Source organism: Nonomuraea terrae (assembly GCF_044465245.1).
Lineage (GTDB): Bacteria > Actinomycetota > Actinomycetes > Streptosporangiales > Streptosporangiaceae > Nonomuraea > Nonomuraea terrae.
The window spans coordinates 21,481-46,731 of sequence record NZ_JBITLL010000007.1; the positions used below are offsets into that span (position 1 = coordinate 21,481).

Here is a 25,251-nt window from a genome sequence, read left to right on the forward strand (position 1 = left end):
CAGCCTCCGATGTGGTGAAGGTGTCGAATCCGCACCGCACGGAGGTTTCATGGCCCACCGCAGCGCCCGGCTGACCATCTTCGACGACGCCTGCTGGTCGGTCGCGTACCGGCCGGCCGGTCCGGGTCAGGGGAGCAGCAGTCCCCAGGAGAGTGCCCACGGCACGAACACCACTCCGCCGGCGACCAGCAACCCGAGCCGGATCTTCTCGCCCACGGGGTTCGAACGCCCCAGGATCGAACGCTGCCATCGCGCGGCTGTTACCACGGTGGCGACCGCGGTCACCGCCGCGAGCGCCTGCAGCGCGAGCCAGACCAGCGGCCGGTCCGCGACCACGGGCCCTGGCGTGGCCAGCTTGCCGCCCGTCATGATCTGGTGTACGAGGAAGGCGAACGCTCCGACGATCGTCACGAGCCCGCCCGCGCTGACCACCCGCGCCGCCCGCATGGGAGCCGCGCCCGGTCGCCGCCTCCTCAGCCTGCGGACCAGGGCCGTCACCGGGTAGCCGCCGAACGCGACCAGGAACAGCGCGAGAGCCACGAGTTGCGCGCCGGCCGACTCCCACCACGCGGGCGGCGGCACGGGTGTGGTGTCCGCGGGTTGCACGGGTGCGGGGCCCGAGACCTGGCTCGTGGGCGGGCGGCCCGACGTCACGTCGGCCACCCAGCTGCCGACCAGCTCCGCGTACCCGGGAGCCAGATCCGGCAGGCGGGTGAGGCCGCCGTCCGGGGTGAGGTGGGCGGCGTGGTCGGCGCCGGGGAAGAACCGGAACGTGTAGTGCCGGTTCCCGCCCGCGTCCAACGCCGCGGCGAGGAGCGGCGGCGACTCGCGCGGCGGCGTCAGCAGGTCGTGCACCCCCCAGACGGCCAGCACGGGCTGCCGCACCCGCCCGACGACCGGCGCCGGGTCGAAGTACGGCTCAGGGAACATCCCGCCGTCCGCGACCACCCGGTACAGCTTGGGCACGGTCAGGTCCACGAGCGACCCGGCCACTCCCGCCTTGCGCAGCCCGGACGCCACCGTCCAGACCTGCTGCCGCAGCGGTTCCAGCCCGTTCGCGCCGACGAGGATCAGGAAGGAGACGTCGCGGGACTTCGCCGCCGCGACCGGCGCCACCCAGCCGCCTTCGCTGAACCCCCAGATCCCGACCTTGGCCGGGTCCACCCCCGGCTGCCGCCGCAACACGGCGACGGCCCCCAGCGCGTCCTCGGCGAGGTCGGCGTACGAACGCCGGAAGAGCGAGTAGCCCTCCGAACGCTTGTCGTAGACGAGCACGGTCAGCCCCTGCCGCGCGAACGCGACCGCCTCCGCCATCAGCTTCTCCCGAGGCCCCGTCCCGGCTCCATGCACGAGTACGAGCCCCGCCCGCCCCGTGGAGCCGCCGCGCGGGCTGATCACGCTGCCGTGCAGCACGAGCCCTCCGCCCCCGCGAAAGCTCACGTCGTCCGCCACGAGATCGGCGGGCACCGGCGCTTCACCGGCAGGCGGAGCCGGGCCGGCCAGGGCAGGAAGGGCTGTCGCCGTGACGGCTAAGACGAGGGCGGTGAGTGCGGCGACCACGGCCGCGAAGAATCTGCGCATATTGCCGACAGTAGTCTGCAGAGAAGTCTCGGCAAAGAGATGTCTGCAGATATCGTTCTGCGGTACTAGCCTGCTCCTCATGAAGGATGACAAGGCCGACGAGCCGTTCCTGCTCGACGACCCGGAGCGGCTCAAAGCCCTGGCTCACCCCATGCGCCGCCGCATGCTCACCCACCTCAACGTGCACGGCCCGGCCACCTCCACCACTCTCGCCGAGCTGCTCGGCGCCAAGACCGGCACCACCAGCTACCACCTGCGCCGGCTGGAGAAGTACGGCTTCATCGAGGAGATCCCCGAACGGTCGTCGGGCCGCGAGCGCTGGTGGCGGCGGGCCCGGATTCCGCGCGACATCCGGCTGCCCACCCCCGGCGAGCTCCCGCCGGAGGAACGGAAGACGCTGGAGGAGTTCCACCGCGTCGGCTTCGAGGAGGACCGCGCCCTCGTCGAGCGCTTCCCGGCCGCCTTCAAGGCCGACCCCGGCTGGGCGAGGGGTTCCAGGGCGATGGCCCGCATGACGAAGGAGGAGCTCGACCGCTTCTACGAGGAGTACATCGCCCTGCTCCTCAAACACGGCCACCCGGCCGACGAGGCCCCACCGGACGCCCGCCCCCTCTACGTCCGGTTCTTCACCCTCCCCGCCGACGAGGACTGACAAGAGGCAGCGCTCCTGCCCCGCCTGGATCCGAGGCCCGCGTGCCTGTCCACGACATGGACAGGCACCGATGGCCTCCTGTCATACCGACACCTGGGGCTCGCGTGCGGGGAGGCGCAGGACGAAGCGTGCGCCTCGTTCGCTGTCCTCGATGGTCAGGCTGCCCCCGTGCGCAGTGGCGATCTCCCGTGCGATCGCCAGCCCCAGCCCGGTCCCGTTCGCGTCACGGGCGTACGCGGCGTCCAGCCGGGTGAAGCGGTCGAAGACCACCTTTCTGTCCTCAGGGGCAATTCCGGCACCGTCGTCGATGACCTCCAAGGTCGCCGTGGACCGGTCGCCCAGGACCCTGACGGTGATCTGCGAAGCGGCGTGGCGCTCGGCGTTGTCGAGGAGATTGCCCAGCAGGCGAGCGATCCGCAGCCTGTCACAGTTGACGAAGACACTTTCCGGCATCTCCTTGACGATCCGCTTCCGGTGCGTCCGGCGCTCCAGCTCGGTGTCGACCAGCCGGCGCAGGTCGGTGGGGTCGCGATGCAGCGAGCTGCGCGCGTCCAGCTGGGCCAGGGCCAGCAGGTCGGTCACGAGCCGCTGGAGACGGTCCACCCCGGCGAGGACCGCTTCGGCCATCCGGGGCCAGTCGGTGTCGTGGGGATGCAGGAGCGCCTCCTCCAGCTGGGTCCGTATGGCGGTGATGGGGGTGCGCAGATCGTGGGAGGCGTCGGCGGTGAAGCGCCGCTGCCGGGTGTAGGCCTCGTCGAGGCGGTCGAGGGTGGCGTTCACGGTCTGCGCCAGGTATCTGATCTCCTCGTACTTCGCCGGGACGGGGACGCGGCGGACGAGGTCGGTGACGGTGATCTCGGCGAGTTCGGCCCGGATGGCGTTCACCGGGCCCAGGGCCTTGGTGAGATCTCGGTACGTCCAGGCGGTCATCATCGTGGTCACCAGGACGGACACGCCGGCGGCCAGGAGGAGCGACGTGATCTGGCCGTACCAGGGGACCACCGGCACCGAGACGTAGAGCAGCCAGGGCCCCTGCGGCTGGAAGACCTTGTAGGACGCGACGGTCATACAGCCCCGCAGCCCGATCGGCGGGCACAACGTCCGCGCGGTGCTCACCTGCGTCCTCGTCGCGCGGAAAGTGGCGATCGGCGGCTTGCCGGCGAGATTCCGGGTCGCCGCCACCACGCGGCCGTGCTCGTCCACGACCTGGATCGCCTCTACCTCGCCCTTCTGCAGGACAGGCGGGAGGGGACCTTGCCGGATCAGGGGGACGACCCGGTTCCAGGCGTCGGTGACCCGGTTCTGGCTGGTGTCGGCCTCCTTGTTGCCGGCGAACAGCAGGAACATGAAGCTGACCACGACGCACACCAGCGCCGCGACGGCGCCGGTCGCCACCGTCCTGCGGGCCCGGATCGATTGCCAAGACCAGAGCATGTCAGTCACCCTGAAGCAGGGCGATCACCTCCTGTGGCGAAGCGCTTGCGGCGGCCGGCGCCGACATCGGCCGGCGTCGCGCCTTCGCAAAGTACGCGCGGCGAGTTTCCCTAATGGGATATACGCACCATATGTCCGTTTAATCCTGTTTTGCTCGCTGTAATGTGTCCGCCCTCGCCAGGTCATGCCGGGGTGATCGAGACTCAAGCGACAGCGGGACACGCGCAGCCCGGTGATTGCCGGGCTCGGCTACATCGCGCGGAAGACCACGATGGCGTCGACCGACAACGATCCGACGTCCTCCGTCAGCGTGCGGGCCGGCAAAGGGGGAGCTGACAGCTCCGAACCCGGTCGAAGGTCCACCTCATCGCCGAACGGGCGGTGGCGCATCAGGCGTCGTCCGGAAGTGCGGCCTGGAGGGGCGTGATGGTGCCGGTGGTGACGAGGAAGCCGCGGCCCTGGGGGCCGCCGGCGGTGCCGCGCGGCAGGCGGATCGAGAACAGGTCGCCGTCGGTCTGGCCCTGCACGGCCAGCAGCAGTCCGGTACGCGCCTTGCGGGCCTCCGCGACGAACCCCCGGTAGGCCACGGCCATGTCCCCGGTCGTGCCGGCGATGAGCAGGCCGTGCTCGCCGTCCCTGCCCGTCCGCAGGACCTCCTCCAGCGCCGTGCCGAGGGGGCCGTCGGCGTTGACCAGCTCGGCGTCGTCCACCAGGACGACGTACTGCCGCCGGCCGGCCACCAACTCCGCCAGGTCGGTGGCGTTGCCGTCCAGGACCGCCAGCGCGCCCTCCAGGCTCCGCAGCGGGCTGCGGCGGGGCGCGACGGCGATGACCGGCGTGCCACGGGAGATCAGCGACCGGGCGGCCGTCATCAGCACCGACGAACGTCCGGAGCGGGACGGACCCGCGACCACTGCGGCGGGTCCGTGGGCCAGCAGGTCGAGCCCGAGCGGGCCGAGGGCGTCGCCGCCCGCCCCGACCAGCGCCCACAACGGCGAGGGCGGGGCGAACGTCGGGTCCAGGGCCAGCGCCTGGGAGGCGGTGATGCGCGCGGGAAGGGCGTCCACCCGCAGCGGCGGCTCCCCCTTCCACCGCCACACGCTCCCCGCGTCGGCTGCGCCGCCCGTACCCCTGTCGGTGTCTTCGAGGGCCGTGGGCAGGGCGGAGGCGGCGGTGCGGGCCAGCGACTGGAGGGCGGCGACCTGGGCGGGGCCGGCCGGGTCGGAGGCGAGCAGGGCGATGTGGTGCTCCACGATGCCGTGCTCGCCCATCGACAGCGCGCGCCCAGGAGGCATCGACGCCGGGAGCCCCTTGAGCGGGAGCCCGGCCAGGCCGTAGTCGGCCGGGTCCGGCAGGCGCAGGAGCAGCCGGTCCTCGAACACCGTGGAGACCTGCCCGATCAGGCCCGACCGGTCGCTCGTCACGACCGCCCTGAGCCCCACCGCCGGGCCCTCCCGCAGCAGCTGGAGCACCGCCTCGATCAGCCGGCCGTAATCGTAGCCCTCGAACGCGGCCACGAAGCCCTCCCACCGGTCCAGCATGAACACCAGCCACGGAAGGCGGTGCCCGGCCTGCCGGTACTCGGCCAGGGAGGCGTGCCCGGCCTCGGCCAGCAGCTGCTGACGGCGGCCCACCTCGGAACGCAGCCGGGTCAGCAGCCGCTCGACCCGGTCGAGCTGGTCGCGCGTCACCACCGCGCCGCAGTGCGGCATCGCGACCAGCGGCAGCAGCGCGCCCGACCCGCAGTCGATCGTGTGCAGGTGGACGTCCTCCGGCGAGGCGTGCGCGGCGATGGAGCCGGCGATCGTGCGCAGCGCCGTCGACCGGCCCGTACGCGCGGCCCCCGCGATGAGCAGGTGCCCGCCGTACGCCACGTCGAGCGCCAGCGCCCGCCGATCCTGCGCCCACGGCCGGTCCGTGACCCCGAACGGAATCGGTTCGACCTCGGCGAACGCCTCCGCATCCGTACCGGATCGGGCACCCGAGCCGGCCCCGGCCGGCACCTCAGGTCCGGGATCAGCCGCCGAGCCCGGGGTGTCCGGAAGGTCCAGGACGAAGCGGGACGGCAGCGGCTCCAGCCAGGGGCTGGGTTGGGCAGGGACCCCGGCCAGGCGGGCCGCCTCGATGAGCGCGTCGGTGACCAGCGTCAGGTCCGTGGTCGTGGCGTCCTCCTCCTCCACCACCGGGGCAGGCGGCAACGGCCTGCCCAGGGACCGCCAGTCCAGGTCCAGCACCCGCAGGCGCAGGGAGGCCCCGGAGGACGCGACCGGGCTGCGCCCCCCGACCCTGGCCGTCTGCACGGCCGTCGCCGCCCCCGCCCCGGACCGCACGTAGCAGCGGCCCGGCGTGGACTTGGAGATGTGCGCCGCGTCGGGCTGGTCGATGACGTCGGCCGACTCGGCCGGCTCGGTCACCCGCAGCGCGATCCGCAGCGAGGTGTTGGCCTGGATGTCGGCCGTCACCACGCCCGCGGGCCGCTGGGTCGCCAGGATCAGGTGGATGCCCAGGGAACGCCCCCGGCGGGCGATGTCCACCAGGCCCGCGACGAAGTCCGGCAGCTCGGACACCAGCGCGGCGAACTCGTCGATGACCAGCACCAGCCGCGGCATGCCCGGCCCGGTGTAGTCCTCGATGTCCTTGGCCCCGGCCGACAGCAGCAGCCGTTCGCGGCGGCGCAGCTCGGCCGCCAGGGAGTCGAGGGCCCGCTGCGTCAGGTGTCCGTCGAGGTCGGTGACCATGCCGACGGTGTGCGGCAGGCGTACGCACTCCTTGAAGGCCGCGCCGCCCTTGTAGTCGATCAGCACGAACGTGAGCTGGTCGGGCCGGTTCGCCACGGCCAGCGCGCAGATCAGCGTCTGCAGCAGCTCCGACTTGCCCGCGCCGGTGGTGCCGGCGACCAGGCCGTGGGGGCCGTCCAGCCGGAGGTCCACCGAGAACGGGCCGTCCGGGCCGATGCCGATCAGCGCCTCGGTGGTGCCCCGGTCACGCCACTGGGCGGCGAGGTCGCGGGCGGAGGGGACGGGCATGCCCAGCAGGTCGAGCAGGCGTGCCGCGTCGGGGAGGTTCCCGCCGGGGTCGTCCCTGCTCACGTCACGGATCGGGGCCAGCGCCCTGGCCAGGCGGTCGCACCAGCCGGCCGAGACCAGGTCGCCGAGGACGGGGCCGATGACGTCGAGCCCGCCGCCGCGCAGGCGCACCATGCCGTCGGAGCCGCAGTCGGCCACCGTCTGGCACTCCTCGGGCAGCAGCCGCTGGTCCTCGTCGAGGGCCAGGGTGTAGACGCCGCAACGCGGCCCCTGGCGCAGCACCTGCGGCATGTTGGGCAGGCCGCGCAGCACCTGCGCGCCGTCGAGGATCACCAGCACGTCGTAGGGGCGCACGTCGTACGCGGAGAACGCGGGCTTCTCGGGCCCGCCGAGGTCGTCCCACCCGGTGGGGATCTTGGCCGTGTCGGGCAGCGAGGTGTTGCGGCGCTCGTCGATGAGGGCGGCCAGCTCGGAGACGCGGCGGGCGGCCGAGTCGGGGTCGGCGCCCACCAGCGCCACGCAGTCCTCGCCGCCGCGTGGCGCGCAGTGCGGCAGCCAGCGCACCCAGCCCCACCGCCGCTCCCCGTCGGGGTGCGCGGACACCACGACGATGGCCAGGTCGCGCGGGCTGTGCAGGGTGGCGGCCTGGGCGATCAGCCAGCTCGCCAGGCCGGCCGCGGCCTCGCGCGGCCCCGTGACGCCGGCCACGCCGAGCTGGCGCATGGGCAGCGCCACCGGCACGGAACGGCAGATCGGCGGCTGGATCGGCCCGCCCTGCTCCTCCGACAGCTCCAGATTGGCGGGCAGGTCGGCGAGCCCGACCCGCAGCCGCAGCGCGTCGGAGTCGTGGACCCGGCGCTCCCACAGCCGCCGGCGCGGCCCGGTGGCCGTGAGCAGCACCTGCGCCGGGTCGGGTGCGTCGGAGCGGCGGGCCGCCTCGTCGGCGACCCGGGCGCGCTCCACGGCCTCGTCGTACTCCGCCAGCTTCACGGCGTGCTCCTTGAGCGCCTGCCGGTGCTTCTTCTTGCCGTGGCGACGATCGCTCCACCACTGGCCGATCATGATGACCGGCGTCATGAAGGCGACGAGCAGGTAGTACCACTGCTGCAGGGCGATCGCCAGTGTCAGTCCGAGCACGGCCGGCAGGCACGCGGCCAGCAGCTGCAGCCGCATCCCTTCGTTCCTGGTCGGCTCCTTCGGCCGGACGAACCTGCGCTGGGGCTCGGGCCGGCGCAGCCGGGGCGGCCGGTTGTAGGCCACGCCGCCCTCGCCGTGCGGCGCCAGGTGGGCGTCCTTCGGCTCGATCGAGGTCAGCACGAACACCGACGACCCGCAGGTCAGCACGGCCTGGTCGGGCCATTCGGCGGGCTCGTCGAGCGGCTTGCCGTCGAGCTCCGGCACGTCGTCCTGGCCGGTGGCCAGCTCGGCGGCCTCGCGCTCGGCGGTCCTGGCGGTCAGCTCGGCGACCTCCTCGGCCCAGCGCCCCTTGAGCCTGAGCTTGGGGGCCTCCCCGGGCCGCCGCCAGGCCCGCTCCACCGTGATCGACTCCGGCGTCACGCGTACGATGACCGCCTCGGGAGCCAGGGCGGGGTCGTCGACCGCCATCGCGCACATCGGGTCGGAGCCGATGACGTGCACGCCCAGCCCGAGCCGGTGCACCGCCCCGGCGGCCGGGCCGCCCACCACCCGCACCTCGGCGACCCCGCCGGGCTCCTCGGCGACGGTGGCGCGGGCCAGGCGGGCGTCCAGCGTGACCTTGTCGCCGTCGCGCAGCACGGCGGCGGCGGGGGCGCGCGGGTCGAGCGGGCGGCCGTCGCGCCAGAGCGCCGCCGGCCCGTCGGGCCTGCGCGGACGCGGCACCCGGGCGCCTGCGGCCCGATCGCCGTCCCGGTCATGGCCCCCTGACAGCCCGTACGGCGCCCTGGCCCTGGGCAGCCGGACCACGGTGGCCAGCGGCCCGGCGGCGCCGGAGGCGTCGCCGAGCGCCTCGCTCACCCGCTCCACCGTCACGCCGTCGTCACCGTCGATCACGACGTCACGATCGCCCTGCCCGCCGAGCACGGTGAGCATGATCCGCATGGTGCCGTCCCCTCGGTCGACTCGGGCCGCCCAAAGTAGCGCCGAGAACGGCGCCGGGTGCGCCGGTTGACGGCAACGGCATGGGTGCTGTGAGAAAAGGGGCAGATGTTATTCAAGAGGCGTTGCCCGGAAAAGTTGGGAACCGTCAACTTGATAGAAACAATAGGCATCAATGAATTCTGGTTGACACGATGTCACCTGCGAAACGAGCATGGGTCGCCGCATTCCGCCACCGCGTTCATCGCAAGCCCCACATAATGGCGTGAATTCCGCAATTCACTTCGGGAGCCCCCCACCCATGAGGACCAGTGAAAAGCCTGCCGTCAACACGGCGGCGGGGTTGTCCGGCCCGGCCTCGCGCAAGCTCCCCGTGCCGCCCAGAGAGCGCAAGCCGGCTCTGGCCGCGCTGGCCGTCCTGCTCATCCTCGGCGGCGCGCTGGCCACGACCATGCTCGTCCTGCGCAGCGGCGACCGTGTCTCCGTCGTCCGCGTCACCCAGCAGGTCGGCGCGGGTCAGAAGTTCTCGGACCGCGACCTCGAAGAGGTGCAGATCGCCAGTGACGGCATCAACCTCGTCCCATGGTCCGCCCGCGACAGTGTGACCGAAGGTTTCGCGGCCGTCACGATCCTGCCCGGCACTCTGCTGACGAGAGACATGGTCAATCCGGCCAGCAGTGAGCTCGGCCCAGGAAAGGCGATGGTCGGCCTGTCGCTCAAGGCCGGACAAATGCCGGCGAGCGTGAGCGAGGGCGATCGCGTTCAGGTGATATTCGTACCGACCCGGTCAGGTCAGGGAGAAAGCCGCGTCCTCGCTTCGGACGCGCTCGTCCACACCACGGGGGAGGAATCCGGCCGGCTGACCATCGTGGTCGACGCGGCCGCGGCGCCGGAGATCGTGGCGTTCGCCTCCACCGGGGAGATCGCCGTGGCCGAGGTCACGGGGGCGGGCTGACGTGGCGCTGATCGTACTGGCCGCCGACAAGGGCGCGCCGGGCGTGACCACGGCCGCGACCGCCCTCGCGGCCGTCTGGCCCCGGCCCGTGCTGCTGGCCGAATGCGACCCCGCGGGCGGCGACCTCGCCTACCGGCTGCCCGCCGCCGACGGCGGGGTGCTCAACCCGGGCAGGGGCCTGCTCACGCTGGGGGCCACCGCGCGGCGCGGTCTGGAGGCCGCCCACATCCACCAGCACACCCAGAAGATCGTCGGCGGGCTCGACGTGCTCGTCGGGCTCACGCACGGTGAGCAGGCCGCCGGCCTCACCTGGCTGTGGGGCCCGCTCGGCCGCGCCCTGGCCGCCATCCCGAACGCCGACGTGATCGCCGACTGCGGCCGCCTGGGCGCCCACCCGCAGATCGGCGACCTGACGGCGGAGGCCGACCAGGTCGTGCTGCTCACCAGGGCCACCCTCGACCACGTCGCCCACCTGCGCGAACGCCTCCAGATCAGCAAGGCCCACGGCGTCGTCGTGATCGCCGACCCGCGCACCTACCGCGCCTCCGTCGAGGACGTCCGCAGGATCGTCGGCCCGCTCGTCCAGTCCGTGCACGGCCTGGCGTACGACCCGAAGGGCGCCGAGCTGCTGCGCGGCCAGTGGGGCGGCCGCCTCGACCGCTCCCTCCTCATCCGTACGGCCAGGGACCTGGCGGCAAGGCTGGTGAGTCACCGATGATCGACCACGCGCTCGTCAAGCGTTTCCGCCAGGAGGTTGGCGACCGCCTGGCCCATCAGCGCCGGCTCGACCAGGCCAACGGAGTCCCGCCGATGACCGGCGAGGACGAGCGGCAGTTCGCCCGCGCGCTCATCTCGCAGGTGCTGGAGGAGCACGCCCGCAGCGAGATCGGCCTCGGCCGCACGCCGCCCACCGTCGAGGAGGAGGAGGCGCTCGCGGCCGGTATCCACGCCGCCCTGTTCGGCGTCGGCCGCCTGCAGCCGCTGCTCGACGACCCCCAGGTCGAGAACATCGACATCAACGGCTGCGACCGGGTCTTCGTCAGCTACGCCGACGGCCAGGAGCTGATGCACGACCCGGTCGCCGAGTCCGACGAGGAGCTGATCGAGCTCATCCAGATCCTGGCGGCGTACTCGGGGCTGTCGAGCCGGCCGTTCGACACCGCGAACCCGCAGCTCGACCTGCGGCTGCCCGACGGCTCGCGGCTGAGCGCCGTCATGGACGTCACCGTACGGCCGGCCGTGTCGATCCGCCGCGCCCGCCTGGGCAAGGTCTTCCTGTCGGACCTGGTCGGCAACGGCACGATCAGCCCCGACGTGGCGAGGTTCCTGACGGCGGCCGTCAACGCCCGCAAGAACCTCATGATCGCCGGCTCCACGAACGCCGGAAAGACCACCCTGCTGCGCGCCCTCGCGAACGAGATCCCGCCCGGCGAGCGGCTCGTCACCGTCGAGCGCGCCCTCGAACTCGGCCTCGACCAGTATCCCGAGCTCCACCCCAACGTGGTGGCGTTCGAGCAGCGCCTGCCCAACTCCGAGGGCCAGGGCGAGATCTCCATGGCCGAGCTGGTCAGACGCTCGCTGCGGATGAACCCCAGCCGCGTCATCGTCGGCGAGGTGCTCGGCGACGAGATCGTCACCATGCTCAACGCGATGACCCAGGGCAACGACGGGTCGCTGTCGACCATCCACGCCAACTCCAGCATGGAGGTCTTCAACCGCATCTCGACCTACGCCCTCCAGGCGAGCGAACGCCTGCCGATCGACGCCACGCACATGCTCATCGCGGGCGCCATCGACTTCGTGGTCTTCGTCGAGAAGCGCAACGACTACCACCTCGGCGGCAAGCTGCGCCGCTACGTCAGCAGCATCCGCGAGGTCAACGGCTGCGACGGCCGTGTGTTGTCGAGCGAGGTGTTCGCGCCCGGCCCCGACGGCATCGCCGTGCCGCATGCCCCGCTGTCCTGCCTGGAAGAGCTGGCCGCGCACGGCTACCTGCCGGGAGGGTGGTAGCGGATGCCGTTCACGATCGACCCGCTGGCGTTGCTGGCCGGCGCGGTGGCGGGCGGCGGCCTGTTCCTGCTCGGGCTCTCCCTGTACGGCCTGCGCCCCCGTCCGTCCCGGCCCAGGCGCCACCTGGTCAAGATGCTGACCACGCGCGCCTCCGTGGCCGCGGTGGCCGCCACCCTGGTGCTGGTCGTCACCGGCTGGCCCGTCATGGCGGTGGGCACGGTGCTGCTCGTCTTCGCCTGGCGCGGCCTCACGGGCGGCGCCGCCGAGGAGCGCGCCGCCATGCACCGCCTCGAAGGGCTGGCCGCCTGGACGGAGTCGCTGCGCGACACCATCGCCGGCGCCGCCGGCCTCGAACAGGCCATCCCGTCGTCCATCAGGGCCGCCGCGCCGACGCTGCGGCCGCACCTGCGCGCCCTCGTCGACCGCCTGCACACCAGGATGGCGCTGCCGGACGCGCTGGCGCTCTTCGCCGACGAGCTCGACGACCCCTCGGCCGACCTCGTGGTCGCCGCGCTCATCCTCAACTCCCGGCTGCGCGGCCCCGGCCTGCGCGACGTGCTCGGCGCGCTCGCCGTCTCGGCCCGCGAGGAGCTCGACATGCGCCGCCGCGTGGAGGCCGAACGCCGCGCGACCAGGCGCAGCGTGCAGATCGTGGTGATCACCGCACTGGCCTTCGCGGGGCTGCTCGTGGTCTTCAACTCCGACTACGTCGAGGAGTACAAGGGCCCTCTCGGCCAGGCCGTGCTCGTCGTCGTCGCCGGGTTGTTCGGCGCCGGGTTCGCCTGGATGCGGCGGCTGGCCAGGTTCGACAAGCCCGCGCGGCTGCTCATGGGAGGAGGCGAGAGCCATGGTTGAGGGCGCGCTTACCGGCGCTGCCGTCGGTCTGGGGGTGTTCGTCCTGCTGCGGGCGCTCTTCCCCGCCCGTCCCGGCCTGGTGGCGCGACTGCTCGCGCTCGACGCCGTCCGCGAGGACGCCGACGCTCCCCGCGTCCAGTTGCTGCTGCCGGAGGAGGAGGTCAGCCCGTTCCGCCGCAACCTCGGCGTCCGCCTGGCCCGTCTGTACGGCGCCCGCGGCTGGGAGGTGCGCTCGGCCAGGGCGGACCTGGCGCTGCTGGGGCGCTCGTTCGAGGCGTTCCTGGCCACCAAGGTCCTGCTCGCGGCCAGCGGGCTGCTGGCGTTCCCGCTGCTGCTGGGCTGGCTGGTGCTCATGGAGTGGGGCACGTCCCCGGTCATCCCGTTCTGGGCGGCGCTGCTCGTGGCGGCCGTCTTCTTCTTCCTGCCGGACCTGCAGGTCAAGAAGGACGCCGCGGCCAAGCGGCGCGACTTCCGGCACGTCGTCGGGGCCTTTCTCGACCTGGTCTCCATGAACCTGGCCGGCGGCCGCGGCGTGCCCGAGTCGCTGATGATGGCCGTCTCGGTCAGCGGTGAGCAGCCCAACTGGGCGATGGGCCGCATCCGCGACGCCCTGAGCGGCGCGAGGATCGTCGGCATCACCCCGTGGCAGGCGCTCGGGCAGCTCGGCGAGGAGATCAACGTCGACGAGCTGCGCGACCTGTCGGCGGCGCTCGGCCTGGTGGCCGACGACGGCGCCAAGGTCCGCGCGTCGCTGACCGCGCGGGCCGCCACGCTGCGCCGCCGCGAGCTGGCCGAGATCGAGGGCCGGGCGGGGGAGCGTTCGCAGTCGATGCTGGTGGCACAGCTCCTGCTCTGCGCCGGTTTCGTGATTTTTCTCAGTTTTCCCGCCGCTATGAAGATGTTGGGGGTCTGATGCAGAACCATCCCTGGATCGTCTATCTCACCGCGTACCTCGCAGAGCGCGTACGCAGGGCCCGTGAGGCGCCCACCCGCGGCGCCTCCGCCGTCGAATGGGTGATCATCACCGCGATCATCGCGGGCGTCGCGCTCGGCCTGGCCACCTTGATCAGGACCCTGGTCGTCGAGCAGCAGGCCGAGATCGAGCAGTCCTTCGGCGGTGGCGGCACCGGGGGCGGCGGCGACGGCGGCGGCGGTGGTGAGAATCCGTGAAAGCCGCGCAGCGGCGGCGGCACGACGAGCGCGGCGTGACGGCGATCGAGCTGGCGCTGCTCATGCCGGTGATCCTCGCCGCCGTGCTGCTCATCGTGCAGGTCGCGCTGTGGTTCCACGGCCGCCAGGTCGCCGAGGCGGCGGCCAGGGAGGGCGCGCGGGTGGCCAGGGCGTCCCCGTTCGACTCCGGCGCCTGGCAGGACGCCGCCACCGGCAAGGCCACCGACATCGTGCGGACGATCGGCCCCAGACTGCTGCGCGAGGCCACCGCCACCACGTCCGAGCGGGAGCCCGACGAGCGCTTCGTCACGGTGACCGGCAACGCCGTGCAGGTCATCCCGCTGCTGCCCGAGCTGGCGTTCACCATCACCGCGACCGCGGGCGGGCCCGTGGAGTGCTTCCGCCCCGACAACGGCGGCGGTGACTGCCGATGAGCGACCCCGAGCGCGGCTCCATGGCGGTGGAGACGGTCATGCTGGCCCCGCTGATGCTGCTGTTCCTCATGTTCCTGACCGGCGCCGGCGTGCTGGTGGAGTCGCAGGGCCGGGTCAGCGGGGCGGCCAGGGACGCCGCCAGGTCCGCGTCGGTGCAGCGGACGTTCGACAAGGCCGAGGCGGCGGCCGAGGCCATCACCACGAACGTGCTCCAGGAGCGCTGCCGGTCGTCCGAGGTCTCCCTCGACGGCTCGAAATGGGAGGGGGCCGGCCACGTGCAGGCCGAGGTGACCTGCGAGCTCGACCTGTCGTTCCTCGGCTTCGACGCCACCAAGCAGCTGACCGGCACGGCCGTGGTGCCGCTGGAACGGTTCAGGAGAGTGGAATGAGGGACGGCGAGCGCGGATCCATGTCGGTGTTCGTCGTCCTGTTCTCCGTGGTCGTGTTCCTGCTGGCCGGGCTGCTCGTGGACGGCGGCTCGGCGATCAACGCCAGGCTGCGCGCCGCGGACGTCGCCGAACAGGCCGCCCGCGCCGGCGCGGACGTGATCGACGAGGACCACCTGCGTGAGACGGGGGAGACGCGGCTGCTCGGCGAGGAGCAGGTGTGCGCCAGGGCCGGCGAGATCGTCGCGGCCCAGGGCGGGGACGACGTGAGCCCCGGCGCATGCTCGCTCGGCGAGGGCCAGGCGCAGGTGACGGTCACCGTGAGCGTGCGATGGGAGGCGTTCTTCCTGAGCGCGCTCGGCTTCCCCGGCTCCGAGATGACCGGCGAGGCCGTGGCCGGCCCCGAGGCGCGATAACCCCTGAGCCAGACCGAATCCCGCCGGTCGATGGATGCGGGACCTTCTGAGGCATGACGCTGGAGCGGAGAAAGGAGAGGCGATGCCGACGCGAGAGCCCGCGCGTCCCCACCGACGGCACGTTCCCGTGCGCGTCCCGGCCCGGCGCCGCGCCGTCGACGTGCTCGCCGGGCTCGCGGCGCTGGTCGGGCTGGTCGCGCTCGTGGGCGGGGTGCCGTACGCGCTGCTCGTGTTCGTCGGGCCGCCGCTGCGGCCGGAGCTGCTCGACCTCGACGTGCTGACCGGCAACGTCGGCCCGAGCACGATCATCGCCGTGCTGGTGCTGCTGGTCTGGCTGGCCTGGTTCCAGCTCTTCCTGTGCATCCTGGTCGAGGTGTACGCCGGCGTCCGCCGGGTCGGCATGCCCGCCCGCGTCCCGCTCTCCGGCGGCATGCAGTTCGTCGCCAACAAGCTCGTCTCGTCCGTGCTGCTGCTGTTCACGGCGGGCGCGATGGTGGTGCCGCTCGCGAAGCTGACGCCCATGCCGGCCGCCCCGCCGGTGACGGCGGTCGCCTACTCGGCGCCGCTGGTCGAGCAGACCCTGGAGGCCCCCAGGACCAAGAAGGTGTACGTCGTGCAGCCTCCGCACGGCCGCCACCACGAGAGTCTGTGGGAGATCGCCGAGAAGTGCCTCGGCGACGGCCGCCGCTACCACGAGATCTACCGGCTCAACCAGGCCAAGGAGCAGCCCGACGGCAGCCGCCTGCGGATGGCCGACCTGATCAGGCCCGGCTGGGTGCTCGACATGCCGGACGACGCGAAGAACGTCCACGTCGTGCCCTCCGGCCAGCCGCGGGAGCAGACGCTGCGCGAGCACCCCGGCCGCGTCGACGTGGCCCCGGGCAGCACCGCCGCCGAGCAGCGCGACCAGCAGGAGCAGAAGACCCCGAAACGGGAGGCCAAACACCGTCTGCCGGAGCAGCGGGCGGACGACCAGGACCAGCGCGCCGAGCAGCCCCCGGTCATCCGCGAGGCCCAGGGCGCCGACCTGACCGACTACCTGGCGGGCGCCTCACTGGCCGCGGCCGGGCTGCTGCTCGTGCTGGCCAGGCGGCGCCGCGAGCAGCTGTGGGGTCGCGTGTCCGGCCGCAGGATCGTCCGCCCCCGCGACGACGCCGCTCAGGCCGAGGTCGCTCTCCGGCTCGGCGGCGACGCGCCGGGCGCCCGCGTCCTCGACGTCGGGCTGCGGCATCTCGGCGCCGAGCTGGCCGCCCAGCGCCGCACCCCGCCCACCGTGTACGGCGCCCATCTGTCGGCCCGCACGCTCGACCTGTGGATCCACCCTTCGGACGACGACCCGCCCACCCCTTGGACGGCCATCGACGGCGGCCAGGTGTGGCGGTTACCGGCCCACGAAGGGCGTCTCCTGCCCGACCGCCGCACCTCCGGGGCGCCGTACCCGGGGCTGGTCTCCATCGGCACGGACGCCGGCGGGCGGGTGCTCATCGACCTGGAGGCCGCGCAGGGCCTGATCAACGTACGCGGCCCGCAGACCACCGCGGCGCTGGCCGCCCTCGCCGTCGAGCTGGCCACCAACCTGTGGTCCGACCGCATGCGCGTCACCCTCGTCGGCTTCGGCGAGGAGCTGACCGCCATCGCGCCCGACCGGATCAGGGCCGTCGGCAGCCTCGCCGAGGTGCTGCCCGAGCTGGAGGCGGACGCCGCGCCGCGCGCGCAGGTGCTCACCGGGCGCATCACCGGCCGTCCGCGCCGCGCCCACTACCTGCTGTCGTCGGTCGCGCCCACTCATGAGGAGGCCCGCCGCCTGGCGCTGCTGGCCCGCCGCGACACCGCCGGGTACGTCCTGGCCGGCGACGTGCCGCACGCCACCTGGACGCTGCAGATCAACGAGGACGGCACGGCCAGGATCGCCGAGCTGGGCTTCGAGGTACGCGCCCAGCTGCTGCCCCGCCGCCACTACCGCGCCCTGGTCGACCTGTTCCGGACGGCCGGCCGGCTCGACGGCGAGGCCATCTCCGAGCCCGTGCCGCTGGCGGGGCTGCACTCGCCCGCCGTCGAGGTCAGGATCCTCGGCCCGGTCGGGATCGCCGGCCTGCCTCCGCTGGAGGAGGGCCGGATGGAGCTGGCCACCGAGATGCTCGTCTACCTGGCCACGCACCAGGGCGGCGTGCACCCGGTGGTGCTCGGCGGGGTGCTGTGGCCGCGCGGCGTCCAGGACATGGTGAGGGACGCCGCGATCGCCAGGGTCGCCGAGTGGCTGGGGCCCGGTCACCTGCTCACCGACGAAGCCGGCCGGCTGCGGCTGGGCCCCGAGGTGCGTACGGACTGGGCGCTCTTCCGTGAGCTGGTCCGCCGGGCCCAGGGCGACCCGTCCGGCAGGGCCGTCCTGCTGGAGAAGGCCCTCGGCCTGGTCAGGGGCCCGCTGCTGGTCGGCCGCCGCTCCGGCGGGTACGCCTGGCTGGCGGCCGACGACCTGGAGTACGACGTGACGGCCACCGTGGCCGACGCGGCGCACCGGCTCTGCGAGATCCGGCTCGCGCAGGGCCAGCCGGACGCCGCGGTGGCCGCCGTGCGCGCGGCGCTGCTGCTGGCGCCGGACGACGAGGCCCTCTGGCGCGACCTGCTGCGCGCCACCCACGCCACGGAGGACGCCGTACGCCTGCGTGCCGTCGTGGAGGGCCTCACCCGCAGGGCGTCCTCGCACCCGTACGGGGGCGGGATGGCGCCCGAGACGGAGGCGTTGATCGAGGAACTGCTGCCCACATGGCGCATCCACGTAGTGAGGGAGTCTTCCGCATGAGACGTGCGGCGATAGTGCTGGGCCTGCTGCCGGCCCTGATGGCAGCGGCGGCCTGCGGGGCGGAGCAGCCCCCGGACCGGCCCGCGGAGGCCGCGGCCGCGCAGAGCGCCCCTGTGAGCCCGCCCGAGGAGAGCCCGCCCGAGGAGACCCCGTCCGCGGAGGGCACCCCCGAGAGCACTTCCGAGGAGGAGCTTCCGTCCGGCCCGCGGACGGTGCGGGTCGCGGACGGCCTGCGGGCCAGGATCGACTGGCCCGCCGACCCCGACCCGCTGCTGAAGCTCATGGTCGACCAGTACGTCGGCACCCGCAGGGCCATCGCCGAGCGGGAGAGGGGCTACGGCCACAACATGGAGATGGACGCGGAGATCCAGGCCACCGAATGGATCCGCGAGTTCGTGGACAAGGGCCAGACGATGCGCGGCCTCGGGCGGGTCTACAACCTGAAGGTCGCCTCGGTCGTGGGCAAAGGCGCCCAGATCAACGCCTGCGTCGACGAGACCGGTATCCGGCTGGTCTCGGAGAGCACCGGCAAGGCCGTACCGCGCCCGCCCGCCTGGCTGCGCGCCCCTTACGGCGAGAGCGTGATCGCGCACCGCGGTGACGACGGGGTGTGGCGGATCAGGTCGTACGCGGAATCCAACGAACGGTGCACCCGATGAAGCCCCTCATCGCGGCGATGACGGCCGGACTCTTGATGTTCGGCAACGGTCTCCTCCCGGACCCGAAGAATCCGGGCGGCGAGTCGACGATCACTCAGGACGAGGACACCACCTACGTGGACCTGGCCGTGCGGGAGAAGATCACCGTCACCGGCAACGGGGTCGGGAGGGGCAGGGGCGACGGCTACCGCATCCCGCGCCCGTGCTGGTACGAGCCCGCCCGCAGCGGCGAGGACATGTACAGGTTCCTGACCGACCCCCGTACGAACGCCCGGCGGGCGGCGATCGACGAGGAGAGCCGCCTGGAGTTCCTCAAGCCGTTCGAGGAGAAGCGCGACGCGGACGGTTTCTGGTGGGTGCCCAACTACGACCAGAACCATCCCGATGGCGCCGCCTGCTGGGGCGACCTGGAGCTGTTCGTGTTCGTGCCGACGGGCACCACGCCCCCGTCGGGCATCACGCCGGAGCAACTCGCCCATATCGCTCGCGGCTCGCTGACCGTCCCCGAGCACACGGTCAGGCTGAACCCCGACGCCAAGAGCTTCGTGAACCTGGACACCTGGGTCTGGGCCGAGGGCATCGGCGAGACGACCCGCACGGTGACCGCGACCATCCCCGGTTTCATGAGCGTCACGGTGACCGCCACGCTCGACAGCATCACCATCGACCCCGGCACCTCGGAGAACCGGGCGGTGACGGAGCTGGCGGACTGCGGCCCGACCGGCAAGCCGTACGTCAGGGGCGGCACGTTCTCCTGCGGCGTGCGCTACCTGCGCTCGTCGATCGACCAGCCGGGCGGCACGTACACCCTCGGCGTCACGAGCGTCTGGTCGACCCGGGCGACCGGCGACGTGGCCCCGTTCCAGCTCGCCCCGGTCGAGGTGGAGATCACCAGAGACGTCGAGGTGGGCGAGATCCAGAGCAACGTCCGCCCGTAGCCGCCACTCCGCGGGAACGCCTCCCCAGGGAAGCGGGAGGCGTTCCTCCGGTGTCAGCCGGCGGTCGTGACGTGGCGGGACTCGTGGGTGAGGAGCCATTCCTTGACGGGGCTGCCGTAGTAGTAGCCGCCGTAGCCGCCGGTGCTGGGCAGGACGCGGTGGCACGGGACGAACGGGGCGATGAGGTTCTGGGCGCAGGCCGACCCGGCCGCGCGCGCCGCCGTGCGCGGCAGGCCGGCCCGTACGGCGAGCTCCGCGTACGACACGGTCGTGCCCGCCCTGACCTCCCGCAGCGCCGCGTGCAGCCGCCTGCGGGTGGGCGTGCCGGGCTGCGAGACCGGTACGGCCTCCAAAGCGTCGAGGTCGCCGTCCAGGTAGGCGCGCACGGCTTGCGTCGCGGGCCCGAGGTCGTCCACCACCTCCAGCCCCTCGGCCCGCAGCTCGGGCGTGAGCCGGGCGAACATCTCCTTGGGATCGGCCGTGAAGCCGGCCGCGACCAGCACTCCTTCGCGGGACAGCAGGGCCAGCGGCCCCACCGGCGTCGGGACGAGCTGAGCAGCGATCATGACGAACTCCAGAGGTGCAGGGCGGCGTACGCCCGCCACGGGCGCCACCGCTCGATGTGGTCGTGGGTGATGCCGAGGTCGGCCATGCGTTTGGCGAGCACGAGGTCGCCGGTGGGCCAGGCGTCGGGGTCGCGCAGCGCGCGCAGCGCGATGTAGCTGGCCGTCCACGGGCCGATGCCGCGCACCCGCAGCAGCTCCGCGACCGCCTCCGCCGGGTCCTGGCCGCCGTCGAGGTCGATGTGGCCCTCGGCGACGAGGGCGGCGAGCTCCTTCAGTGTCCCGACGCGCCGGTTCGTCAGACCGAGCCCGGTCAGGTCGGCGTCGAGCAGGCACTCCGCGGACGGGAAGAGCCCGCCGGGCGCGGTGGCCCTGTCGACGACGCGGCCGAGCAGCGTACGCGCCCCGGCGACCGAGACCTGCTGGCCGACGACGGCGCGTACGGCCAGCTCGAACCCGTCGAACGCGCCTGGCACGCGCAGCCCGGGACGCGCCGCGACCAGCGGGCCGAGCGAGCTCCGGCCGAGGGCCTGGGCGATGGCGTCGGGGTCGGCGTCGAGGTCGAGCAGGCGGCGGCAGCGGGCCACGATGCGGTTGAGCTGCCGCGTGTCGTCCACCGCGACGTCGAGCGCGAGGTGGTCGGAGCACGGCGTGAGCGTGATCGTCCCGCCCGGCACGGCCCGGCTGTACGACGCCTGATCGGCCGTCTCCAGCCCGGGGATCGCGCGCGCGGCGAGGAACGCGAACACCCCCTCCACGTCGTACGGCTCCCGGGGGTGCAGCCGCAGCCGCAGCGTCACCTGGCCTGCCGGGCCCGGCTCGCGGGCCCACCGTCCGGCCGTGGCGCGCAGCTCGCTCGGCGTGAAGCCGTACGTCTCGCGCATCGTCGCGTTGAACTGCCGCACGCTGCCGAACCCGGCCGCGAACGCCACGTCGGTGATCGGCAGCCCGGTCTCGGTCAGGAGCTGTTTGGCCAACAGCAGCCGCTTCGTCCGGGCCACCGCCAGCGGCCCGACGCCCAGCTCGGCGACGAACAGCCGGTGCAGGTGGCGCTCGGTGATGTGCAGCCGCCTGGCGAGCCCGGCGACGCCCCGCTCGTCGGCGGCGCCGTCGTCGATGAGCCGCAGCGCCCGTCCGACCAGGTCACCGCGCAGGTCCCATCCGGGGTCCCCCGGCGACAGCTCGGGCCGGCAGCGCTTGCACGGCCGGAACCCGGCCGCCTCGGCCGCCGCCGCGTGCCGGTAGAAGCGCACGTTGCGCGACGACGGCGTACGCGCCGGGCAGATCGGACGGCAGTAGATCCCCGTCGTCTTGACGGCCGTGTAGAAGCGGCCGTCGAACCGGGAGTCCCTGGCGGAGACGGCCCGGTAACAGGAGTCGAAGTCGAGTTCGAGGGGTGCCATGTCTTCGACGGTATGCCCTCGTCGGGGATGGTGACCGGCGGAAATCGGACGTGGCCGTCACGGGTGCGTGCGCAGGGGGGAGCGCAGGAACGGGATCCAGCTCAGCGCCATGATCAGGGCGCCTGCCCACAGTGCCGCGCGCACCCCCCACAGCTCGCCGAGCAGCGCCGCGAGCAGTCCGCCGGCGCCGGTCGCGCCCATCAGCAGCAGCCGCACCGTGGCGGTCATGCGGCCCAGCATCTCGTCGGGCGTGACGCGCTGCCGCAGGCTGACGAGCAGCACGTTGTTGACGCCCGTACGGAACGTCAGCACGAACCACGCCGCGGCGGCCAGCCACAACCACGGTCCGTGGCCGAGGAACGGGATCGCGAGCGCGGCGGGCGCGGTCGCCAGGCTCGCCAGCCAGGCGGCCCGTCCGGTGCCGAAGCGGCGGGCGAGGGTGTGCGCGGCCGACGAGCCCGCCAGCACGCCCAGCCCGCCCACGGCGAGGTAGGCCCCCAGCACCCACTCCGGATGGCCGAGCCCGCCGACGATGAGCACCGGCAGCAGCACCGAGCACAACGGAAACGCCAGATTCGCCATCGCCCCTTGGATCAGCGCCGCCATGAGCACCGGATTCCCGACCAGAAATCGCACCCCTTCGGATACCTGCCTCCCCATCCCTTCCGCCCGCACGCCACCGACCGCCCGCGCACCGCCACCGGCTTCCTCCCCATCCCGAAGGGCGTCAGCCACTCCAGGGACGGTCGCGTCGGGGTGCTCGGGGACGCGGCGGAGCCAGGCCGCTGACCACACGTAGCTGAGGGCGTCCAGAAGGATGGCCAGAGGTGCGCCCGCTGTGTGGACCAGGAGGCCGGCGGCGCTGCGGCCGGCTACGTCCATTCCGGCGCCGGTGCCTACGAGGAGTGAGTTGGCCGACGTCAGGCGGGTGCGGCCGACCAGGCCGGGGACCAGGCTCAGGCAGGCCACGTCGAACAGCAGCGACCCCGCCCCGACCAGCACCGCCACCACGTACAGCTGCCCCATGGACAGCCATCCGCCCCACCACGCCAGCGGGATCGAAAGCAGCGCCGCCGCCCGCGCCAGGTCCGTGACGATCATCAGCGGCAGCCGGCGCATCCGGTCCACCCAGACGCCGGCGGGCAGGCCGACGATCAGCACCGTGAGCGTCCCGAGGGACGCCAGCAGCCCCACCTCACCGGCCCCCGCTCCCAGGACGCTCACGGCGAGCAGGGGCAGCGCGACGTACGTGATCTGGGACCCGAACTGGCTCACCGCCGCCGCGACGAACAGGTTGCGGAACGCACGTAGCCGAAGAAGCGGTCTTTCCACCGCAGTTGCTGACATGTCAGCCACGATGCTGAAATTTCGTCATCCATCGGTATTGATTAAGCCACCCCGGAATCCACATGACCCTCGACCTGACGTTCACCGCCCACGACATCGCCAACACCCGCTTCGCCGTCTCCCCGCTCGGCGAGGTCGTGGCGAGCGTCCGCGTCGTGCAGAACCCCTCCGCCCACCCCCTGCTTCGCCCCTGGGCCGACCAGGTGCGCCGCCGCCTGCGGGACGTCGACTGGCGGCTGCTGTCCGACCTGGTGCCCGTCCCGACGATCTCGATAGCCGGCTTCACCTGCACGCCGCCGTCCACGTCCCTGCCGGACCTCGAGCTGGAGCTGGCGACGATGCGCGGCGCCGCCGGCCGGGTCCGCGCGGACCTGGACGAGATCCCGGGGCCGCGGACGAAACGCGTCCAAGCTCTCTACGACGACCCGGGCGAGGGCCTGGAACGCCTGGCCGAGGAGGTGAGGGGATACTGGCGGGCGGCGATGGCGCCGTACTGGCCGAGGGTCAGGTCGCTGCTGGAGGGCGAGATCCTGTACCGCGCGAGGCTGCTGGCCGAGAGCGGTCTCCAGCGCATGCTGGCCGACCTCGACGACGCCGTCACCTGGGAGGACGGCACGCTGAGCATCCGCCACCGGTACGCCTCAGGCGAACGCTCGCTGCGCGGCCAGGGGCTGTTGCTGGTGCCGTGCGTGTTCGCCTCGCCGCGCGTCTTCTCGGTCACCACGCCGCCGTACCAGCCGACCGTGCGCTATCCGCCGCGCGGCATCGCGACGCTGTGGGAGCGCCGCGAGGTGGAGCCGCCGCAGGCGCTCGCGGCCGTGCTCGGCCGCACGCGCGCCCGCCTGCTGGCCGAGCTCGACCAGCCCGCCTCCACACGCGACCTGGCCCAGCGCACGGGCCTGTCGGAGCCGGGCGCGAACCAGCATCTCACCGCGCTGCGCCGGGCGGGGTTGTGCACGGCCCACCGTACGGGGCGATACGTGTTGTACGCCCGTACGGCGACGGCCGAAGCGCTCCTGGGCGGCGGCTCGTTCGACGCGACCCCGGCGCCGAGGTCGACCTTCCGGTAGGCGCGCGAGTGTCGGCAGGACTCGTGCCACCGGGTTCAGGCGCTTCCACCAGGTCGTGGCGTGGCCGGAAGGCGGCGGGAAGGGGCGGCGGCGCGGATGAGTGCGATCACGGTGTCGGTGGTGCGGTCGAGGTGGCTGCGGCCGTCGGGGAGCCGCGCCTCTGGGCTGATGTAGCTGCGCCGCCCCATGTGGGTGGCCGGGTCGAGCCGGTGCACGGTGATCTTCCCGGCGCGGCCGGCCCGGTTCCATCCACTGCGGCGCAGAGCCCGCCAGCGCTGAGGGAAGATCCAGATGCTGACCCGCTCGATCCAGTCGCCGGCACTGGTCAGCCGGTGCAGGTGACGGGCGTGGGTGAGATCGTTGGCGCCGTTGTGGAACCCGCCGATCGTGATCAGAAGGAGCGGGGCACGCAGCCGGGTGTGCAGTTCTTCGACCGCGCCGGTGGCGACCTGGGCCCCGCCGCTGTAGCTGAGCAGCACCACCGGTATGTCGCTGCCGGGCCGGTAACCGGCCAGGCGCAGCTGACCGGCGATCTGGCTGCCGACGGCGCGGTTGTACAGGGGACGGTACCTGCGGTCGGCGGCGACGAAGATCTGCATCACGTTGTGCAGGAACAACAGGATCCCGACGCGGCGGCGAAGCCACGCCCACACGGGCCGGTTGACGAGCGGGTGGGCCAGCGGGGAGTAGGGCTGCACCTGGCCCAGCACCCGCAGCTCCGGCGCTCCGGCGATGAGGGCCCTGACCAGTTGGCCCCCGTCGCGCGTGTCGCGGAAGCGCCGTTTCCCGATGCCGTCCAGATAGACCAGATACGCGTCCGGAGGGCGATCGGGGTCCGCACCCCGCGCGTAGGGCATGCCCTGAGGGAGTTCGGTGAGAGGAGTCCGCCAGCCGGTGGTGTAGGCCATCACCTCGTAGCGGGCGAGCAGAGCTTCGGCGAGCAGGACGGGGCCGAGCACCAGGGCGAGAAGCGGGAACTCGGTCATGTGCGCGGCTCCTGCGCCCCGGTCGCGCTGATCCTCACGACCAGACGGCGAACCGCCTCGACGGCGACCCCGAGCCCGACCCCGGCGACGGCCACGCAGCCTGCGGCGGCCCACCAGTCCAGCTCCGTCGTGGCGGCGAGCGGCGCGACGAGACTTGCCCCCACGCCCACGAAAAGCAGCAGGTGCAGCAGCGGCCCGAGCAGCGGGAACGCGAGAACGGCGGCGAGGAGCAGCGGGGCGGCCAGACCGGCTGTCCAGGCCGACGCGGCGCCGTCCGTCACGGGCGCGGACAGCGTCAGCTCGGCGAGAGTCCGTGCGGTCAGTGGCCAGAGCGCGAACACAGCGCCTTCGACCACGGCGCCGGTCAGCAGGAGCAGGATCGCGTTGGACCGCGACACGCTCGGACGGCGAGCTACCAGGGGCAGGATCCGTCCGGCGGACTCGGACAGCCCGGCGAACAGCAGCAGGACGACGACGGCGGGCGACATCG

22 protein-coding genes are annotated in these 25,251 nt (G+C 73.0%); 14 read left to right on the forward strand and 8 right to left on the reverse strand.

The genetic code is table 11. The features are described from left to right. Nucleotides 1-126: 126 nt before the first annotated feature. Nucleotides 127-1,581, reverse strand: coding sequence for an alpha/beta hydrolase family protein (locus tag ACIBP6_RS34220; protein WP_397057969.1), 1,455 nt, complete (start codon nucleotides 1,579-1,581; stop codon nucleotides 127-129). A gap of 79 nt (nucleotides 1,582-1,660) precedes the next feature. Between ACIBP6_RS34220 and ACIBP6_RS34225 the strand changes: the two genes are divergently transcribed. Continuing rightward, nucleotides 1,661-2,233, forward strand: coding sequence for an ArsR/SmtB family transcription factor (locus ACIBP6_RS34225; RefSeq protein WP_397057970.1), 573 nt, complete (start codon nucleotides 1,661-1,663; stop codon nucleotides 2,231-2,233). Nucleotides 2,234-2,314: 81 nt separating this feature from the next. Here the strand turns inward: ACIBP6_RS34225 and ACIBP6_RS34230 are convergent, their stop codons facing one another. Together ACIBP6_RS34230 and ACIBP6_RS34235 are read right to left on the reverse strand one after the other, a co-directional pair. Continuing rightward, entirely contained in the window at nucleotides 2,315-3,667 is a 1,353-nt protein-coding gene (locus ACIBP6_RS34230; protein WP_397057971.1) for a sensor histidine kinase, read from the reverse strand. A gap of 389 nt (nucleotides 3,668-4,056) precedes the next feature. After that, on the reverse strand, nucleotides 4,057-8,772 hold the full coding sequence (locus ACIBP6_RS34235; RefSeq protein WP_397057972.1) for an FtsK/SpoIIIE domain-containing protein: 4,716 nt from the start codon (nucleotides 8,770-8,772) through the stop codon (nucleotides 4,057-4,059). A 298-nt stretch (nucleotides 8,773-9,070) separates the two neighbouring features. Here ACIBP6_RS34235 and ACIBP6_RS34240 point away from each other — a divergent pair, with 298 nt between their 5' ends. The 12 genes from ACIBP6_RS34240 to ACIBP6_RS34295 all read left to right on the forward strand — a co-directional run bounded on the left by ACIBP6_RS34240 (nucleotide 9,071) and on the right by ACIBP6_RS34295 (nucleotide 19,392). Next, nucleotides 9,071-9,724, forward strand: a complete 654-nt coding sequence (locus tag ACIBP6_RS34240) for a hypothetical protein (RefSeq protein ID WP_397057973.1) — start codon at nucleotides 9,071-9,073, stop codon at nucleotides 9,722-9,724. A gap of 1 nt (nucleotide 9,725) precedes the next feature. Then, on the forward strand, nucleotides 9,726-10,442 hold the full coding sequence (locus tag ACIBP6_RS34245) for a hypothetical protein (RefSeq protein WP_397057974.1): 717 nt from the start codon (nucleotides 9,726-9,728) through the stop codon (nucleotides 10,440-10,442). After that, entirely contained in the window at nucleotides 10,439-11,734 is a 1,296-nt protein-coding gene (locus ACIBP6_RS34250) for a CpaF family protein (protein WP_397057975.1), read from the forward strand. The genes ACIBP6_RS34245 and ACIBP6_RS34250 overlap by 4 nt, the downstream gene beginning before the upstream one ends. A 3-nt stretch (nucleotides 11,735-11,737) precedes the next feature. Then, complete coding sequence (locus ACIBP6_RS34255; protein WP_132617462.1) at nucleotides 11,738-12,589, forward strand: type II secretion system F family protein; 852 nt, start codon at nucleotides 11,738-11,740, stop codon at nucleotides 12,587-12,589. Then, nucleotides 12,582-13,502: a type II secretion system F family protein gene (locus tag ACIBP6_RS34260; RefSeq protein WP_397057976.1), complete on the forward strand. Its 921-nt coding sequence runs from the start codon at nucleotides 12,582-12,584 to the stop codon at nucleotides 13,500-13,502. The genes ACIBP6_RS34255 and ACIBP6_RS34260 overlap by 8 nt, the downstream gene beginning before the upstream one ends. Beyond that, complete coding sequence (locus tag ACIBP6_RS34265; protein ID WP_397057977.1) at nucleotides 13,502-13,759, forward strand: hypothetical protein; 258 nt, start codon at nucleotides 13,502-13,504, stop codon at nucleotides 13,757-13,759. The genes ACIBP6_RS34260 and ACIBP6_RS34265 overlap by 1 nt, the downstream gene beginning before the upstream one ends. After that, entirely contained in the window at nucleotides 13,756-14,193 is a 438-nt protein-coding gene (locus ACIBP6_RS34270; protein ID WP_246075279.1) for a TadE/TadG family type IV pilus assembly protein, read from the forward strand. The genes ACIBP6_RS34265 and ACIBP6_RS34270 overlap by 4 nt, the downstream gene beginning before the upstream one ends. Beyond that, a complete protein-coding gene (locus tag ACIBP6_RS34275; protein ID WP_397057978.1) occupies nucleotides 14,190-14,582 on the forward strand; it encodes a TadE/TadG family type IV pilus assembly protein in 393 nt (130 codons plus the stop codon). Before ACIBP6_RS34270 ends, ACIBP6_RS34275 begins: the two co-directional genes overlap by 4 nt. Then, nucleotides 14,579-14,995, forward strand: a complete 417-nt coding sequence (locus ACIBP6_RS34280; RefSeq protein WP_246075278.1) for a pilus assembly protein TadG-related protein — start codon at nucleotides 14,579-14,581, stop codon at nucleotides 14,993-14,995. Before ACIBP6_RS34275 ends, ACIBP6_RS34280 begins: the two co-directional genes overlap by 4 nt. Nucleotides 14,996-15,077: 82 nt before the next feature. Next, nucleotides 15,078-17,795 (forward strand): BTAD domain-containing putative transcriptional regulator, encoded by a 2,718-nt coding sequence (locus tag ACIBP6_RS34285; RefSeq protein ID WP_397057979.1) that lies wholly within the window; start codon nucleotides 15,078-15,080, stop codon nucleotides 17,793-17,795. Further along, complete coding sequence (locus tag ACIBP6_RS34290; RefSeq protein WP_397057980.1) at nucleotides 17,792-18,454, forward strand: hypothetical protein; 663 nt, start codon at nucleotides 17,792-17,794, stop codon at nucleotides 18,452-18,454. The genes ACIBP6_RS34285 and ACIBP6_RS34290 overlap by 4 nt, the downstream gene beginning before the upstream one ends. Then, nucleotides 18,451-19,392: a hypothetical protein gene (locus tag ACIBP6_RS34295; RefSeq protein ID WP_397057981.1), complete on the forward strand. Its 942-nt coding sequence runs from the start codon at nucleotides 18,451-18,453 to the stop codon at nucleotides 19,390-19,392. Before ACIBP6_RS34290 ends, ACIBP6_RS34295 begins: the two co-directional genes overlap by 4 nt. Nucleotides 19,393-19,445: 53 nt before the next feature. Here the strand turns inward: ACIBP6_RS34295 and ACIBP6_RS34300 are convergent, their stop codons facing one another. The 3 genes from ACIBP6_RS34300 to ACIBP6_RS34310 are packed head-to-tail and all read right to left on the reverse strand — an operon-like array spanning nucleotide 19,446 to nucleotide 22,705. Further along, nucleotides 19,446-19,958: a methylated-DNA--[protein]-cysteine S-methyltransferase gene (locus tag ACIBP6_RS34300; protein ID WP_397057982.1), complete on the reverse strand. Its 513-nt coding sequence runs from the start codon at nucleotides 19,956-19,958 to the stop codon at nucleotides 19,446-19,448. Further along, nucleotides 19,955-21,358, reverse strand: a complete 1,404-nt coding sequence (locus tag ACIBP6_RS34305) for an Ada metal-binding domain-containing protein (protein ID WP_397057983.1) — start codon at nucleotides 21,356-21,358, stop codon at nucleotides 19,955-19,957. The genes ACIBP6_RS34300 and ACIBP6_RS34305 overlap by 4 nt, the downstream gene beginning before the upstream one ends. A gap of 57 nt (nucleotides 21,359-21,415) precedes the next feature. After that, a complete protein-coding gene (locus tag ACIBP6_RS34310; protein ID WP_397057984.1) occupies nucleotides 21,416-22,705 on the reverse strand; it encodes an MFS transporter in 1,290 nt (429 codons plus the stop codon). Nucleotides 22,706-22,767: 62 nt separating this feature from the next. Between ACIBP6_RS34310 and ACIBP6_RS34315 the strand changes: the two genes are divergently transcribed. After that, on the forward strand, nucleotides 22,768-23,775 hold the full coding sequence (locus tag ACIBP6_RS34315; protein ID WP_397057985.1) for an ArsR/SmtB family transcription factor: 1,008 nt from the start codon (nucleotides 22,768-22,770) through the stop codon (nucleotides 23,773-23,775). 35 nt (nucleotides 23,776-23,810) lie between these two features. Here ACIBP6_RS34315 and ACIBP6_RS34320 read toward each other — a convergent pair whose 3' ends face one another. Further along, entirely contained in the window at nucleotides 23,811-24,761 is a 951-nt protein-coding gene (locus ACIBP6_RS34320; protein WP_397057986.1) for a hypothetical protein, read from the reverse strand. Then, nucleotides 24,758-25,249: a hypothetical protein gene (locus ACIBP6_RS34325; protein WP_397057987.1), complete on the reverse strand. Its 492-nt coding sequence runs from the start codon at nucleotides 25,247-25,249 to the stop codon at nucleotides 24,758-24,760. The genes ACIBP6_RS34320 and ACIBP6_RS34325 overlap by 4 nt, the downstream gene beginning before the upstream one ends. Between the last annotated feature and the right edge of the window lie 2 nt (nucleotides 25,250-25,251).

Coding starts and splice junctions, on each gene's coding strand:
- ACIBP6_RS34220 (WP_397057969.1), bottom strand. CDS start 1,581: ATGCGCAGATTCTTCGCGGCCGTGGTCGCCGCACTCACCGCCCTCGTC.
- ACIBP6_RS34225 (WP_397057970.1), top strand. CDS start 1,661: ATGAAGGATGACAAGGCCGACGAGCCGTTCCTGCTCGACGACCCGGAG.
- ACIBP6_RS34230 (WP_397057971.1), bottom strand. CDS start 3,667: ATGCTCTGGTCTTGGCAATCGATCCGGGCCCGCAGGACGGTGGCGACC.
- ACIBP6_RS34235 (WP_397057972.1), bottom strand. CDS start 8,772: ATGCGGATCATGCTCACCGTGCTCGGCGGGCAGGGCGATCGTGACGTC.
- ACIBP6_RS34240 (WP_397057973.1), top strand. CDS start 9,071: ATGAGGACCAGTGAAAAGCCTGCCGTCAACACGGCGGCGGGGTTGTCC.
- ACIBP6_RS34250 (WP_397057975.1), top strand. CDS start 10,439: ATGATCGACCACGCGCTCGTCAAGCGTTTCCGCCAGGAGGTTGGCGAC.
- ACIBP6_RS34255 (WP_132617462.1), top strand. CDS start 11,738: ATGCCGTTCACGATCGACCCGCTGGCGTTGCTGGCCGGCGCGGTGGCG.
- ACIBP6_RS34260 (WP_397057976.1), top strand. CDS start 12,582: ATGGTTGAGGGCGCGCTTACCGGCGCTGCCGTCGGTCTGGGGGTGTTC.
- ACIBP6_RS34265 (WP_397057977.1), top strand. CDS start 13,502: ATGCAGAACCATCCCTGGATCGTCTATCTCACCGCGTACCTCGCAGAG.
- ACIBP6_RS34275 (WP_397057978.1), top strand. CDS start 14,190: ATGAGCGACCCCGAGCGCGGCTCCATGGCGGTGGAGACGGTCATGCTG.
- ACIBP6_RS34280 (WP_246075278.1), top strand. CDS start 14,579: ATGAGGGACGGCGAGCGCGGATCCATGTCGGTGTTCGTCGTCCTGTTC.
- ACIBP6_RS34285 (WP_397057979.1), top strand. CDS start 15,078: ATGCCGACGCGAGAGCCCGCGCGTCCCCACCGACGGCACGTTCCCGTG.
- ACIBP6_RS34290 (WP_397057980.1), top strand. CDS start 17,792: ATGAGACGTGCGGCGATAGTGCTGGGCCTGCTGCCGGCCCTGATGGCA.
- ACIBP6_RS34295 (WP_397057981.1), top strand. CDS start 18,451: ATGAAGCCCCTCATCGCGGCGATGACGGCCGGACTCTTGATGTTCGGC.
- ACIBP6_RS34300 (WP_397057982.1), bottom strand. CDS start 19,958: ATGATCGCTGCTCAGCTCGTCCCGACGCCGGTGGGGCCGCTGGCCCTG.
- ACIBP6_RS34305 (WP_397057983.1), bottom strand. CDS start 21,358: ATGGCACCCCTCGAACTCGACTTCGACTCCTGTTACCGGGCCGTCTCC.
- ACIBP6_RS34310 (WP_397057984.1), bottom strand. CDS start 22,705: ATGTCAGCAACTGCGGTGGAAAGACCGCTTCTTCGGCTACGTGCGTTC.
- ACIBP6_RS34315 (WP_397057985.1), top strand. CDS start 22,768: ATGACCCTCGACCTGACGTTCACCGCCCACGACATCGCCAACACCCGC.
- ACIBP6_RS34320 (WP_397057986.1), bottom strand. CDS start 24,761: ATGACCGAGTTCCCGCTTCTCGCCCTGGTGCTCGGCCCCGTCCTGCTC.
- ACIBP6_RS34325 (WP_397057987.1), bottom strand. CDS start 25,249: ATGTCGCCCGCCGTCGTCGTCCTGCTGCTGTTCGCCGGGCTGTCCGAG.